This window comes from Methanospirillum sp., from assembly GCF_035406105.1.
GTDB lineage: Archaea > Halobacteriota > Methanomicrobia > Methanomicrobiales > Methanospirillaceae > Methanospirillum.
This window is the reverse complement of the sequence record NZ_DAONKG010000303.1, coordinates 1-2,187: the sequence shown is the minus strand read 5'-3', so window position 1 is coordinate 2,187 and position 2,187 is coordinate 1. Positions and strand designations below refer to the sequence as shown.

Annotated in this window: 2 protein-coding genes; one reads left to right on the top strand and one right to left on the bottom strand. The window is 47.7% G+C overall.

The window, feature by feature from the left end; all coding sequences use genetic code 11:
- The coding region (locus PLA23_RS12750) for a helix-turn-helix domain-containing protein (RefSeq protein ID WP_324475428.1) at positions 1-855 on the bottom strand (855 nt) is incomplete at its 3' end.
- A gap of 286 nt (positions 856-1,141) precedes the next feature.
- Between PLA23_RS12750 and PLA23_RS12745 the strand changes: the two genes are divergently transcribed.
- The coding region (locus PLA23_RS12745) for an AMP-binding protein (protein WP_324475427.1) at positions 1,142-2,187 on the top strand (1,046 nt) is incomplete at its 3' end.

Genomic DNA, 2,187 nt, shown 5'->3' with positions numbered 1-2,187 from the left:
CTGGATTGCCTTGAATGCAATGGTCTGTGTGGGGTTTTTCGGTGTGATCTGCTGTTTCATCTTGGTAAGCCGTTCAAGATCCTCCCTGGAAATGACAGGTTCATATGGAAATCCGAGGAGCTCTTCAGGTTTTCGATCCATTCTGACACAAAAAGGATGGTTCACCCGCTTTAATATCCCGTCAGGTGTACACCGAAAGACAAACTCATTCAGGTCTTCAGATACTATTTTCAGCTCTTTTTCACAGATCTCAACCTCACGCCTGGCAATCGTAAGATCGGTCACGTCCTCAATCAGAAAAGCGCATCCTGCCCTGCCATCGTCAAAGACGACTGGGATGATCCGTATTTTGAGATCTCTTTGATTCTTTTTATCAGGAGTAGTAATCCGTATCTCTGCCGGAGTTCCCAGAACTGCCCGTCTGCAGAGTTCGGGCATCGAATCATCATAGAGGGGAGCCAATTCTGTATCGGTCAGTTCCTTTCCGGTAATATCCCCCACGATTCCATAGTCTGCAAGGTCTGGTGAGTACTCCTTTACGGTTATTCTGGTGGTGAAGAGGATGAACGGACCAGTATAAAACCCCCGGATCACTGCAGCAGGCACCCTGTTTGAGAGATGGTAGACTTTTGAAGTCCCCATAATCCTCAGATCAACATCTCCTTTCATCTGAAGCATGTCAAGATATTTTGCTACCGTTGTCCGGTGCAGATGCAATTGTCGTGAAATATCGGTTATTGAAAGTCCCTGCGGAGATGTACGCAACAAATCCTTAATGGTTGCAATCTCCTCGTAATCACCAATCATCTCTTCTCTCCTGTCTGCCCCGGCATCTGGGATGAAAATGTCGTACATATTCATCCGGGCTCCTTCCTGATAAACCTGTCCGGTTTTACATGCGACCTCAAGTATGATTTGAGAATTGTAAAACCGATTATTGTGCTCAATAAACCGACAATTTCATCATATTCATCAGAATTAAATGTACGACATATTTGTACTACGAATACTATGTATTAATCACTACGCAAGCAATCTAATTTGAGATGCTTAGCATTATGCCTGGACCATGTACCTGCCCTGACGGGGGTATTCTGGAGTGGTTAAATCAGTGTGATTCTGCCAAAAGAGGAGTTGGATAATGTCTGAAGATTTTCATGTCATCGTACATTCAAAGTCATATCTCCCTGATCCGGAGTATAAGGAACAGTCCCATATGGGTGATTATAAAAAGGCATACCAGGAATATCTGGATGATCCGGAGCGGTTCTGGGATAGAATGGCCCGTGAGATCGACTGGATAAAACCCTGGGAGAAGGTACTTGAATGGGATTTTCCCTATGCCCGGTGGTTCTGCGGCGGAACCTTAAATATCACTACCAGTTGTCTTGACCGGCATATAAAGGCCGGAAGAAGGAACAAACTGGCCCTGATATGGAGGGGTGAGGATGGCGAAGAGCGCGTGTATACGTACCGGCAGCTGCACCGTGATGTGATGCGGTTTGCAAATGCTCTCAAAAGACTTGGTATACAAAAGGGAGACCGGATCTGCTTTTACATGCCCCTGGTTCCTGAACATGTTATCGCACTTTTGGCCTGTGCACGGATCGGTGCCGTTCATTCCATCGTCTATGCAGGTTTTGGGGCAGAGGCACTTCATGCTCGCATCCGTGATGCTGAGGCAAAAGTCGTCATCACTGCTGATGTGGGAAAACGCAGGGGGAAGGTCTTATCCCTTCGCAGTATTGTTGATGATGCCATCAGGAATGCACCCAGTGTTGAGAAGGTCATCGTCCTCTGCCGCGAAAAATGTTCAGTTGAGCTGTACTCTGAGATGGAAGAGGATTTTTACAGCCTTCTTGAGGGAGTGGATGCAAATTGCCCGCCTGAAGAGATGGATGCTGAAGATCCGCTCTTTATCCTCTATACCAGCGGAACGACCGGAATGCCAAAGGGAATCGTCCACACATGTGGGGGATATGCAACCGGTGTCCATTATACGACGAAATATATCTTTGACCTGAAAGAGAATGACGTTTTATGGTGTACTGCCGATCCCGGCTGGATCACCGGGCACAGTTACATCATCTACGGGCCGCTGTTGCTGGGCGCGAGCAGCCTGATATACGAAGGGGCGCCCAACCACCCGTTTCCCGACCGCTGGTGGGATATCGCTGAGCGGCACGG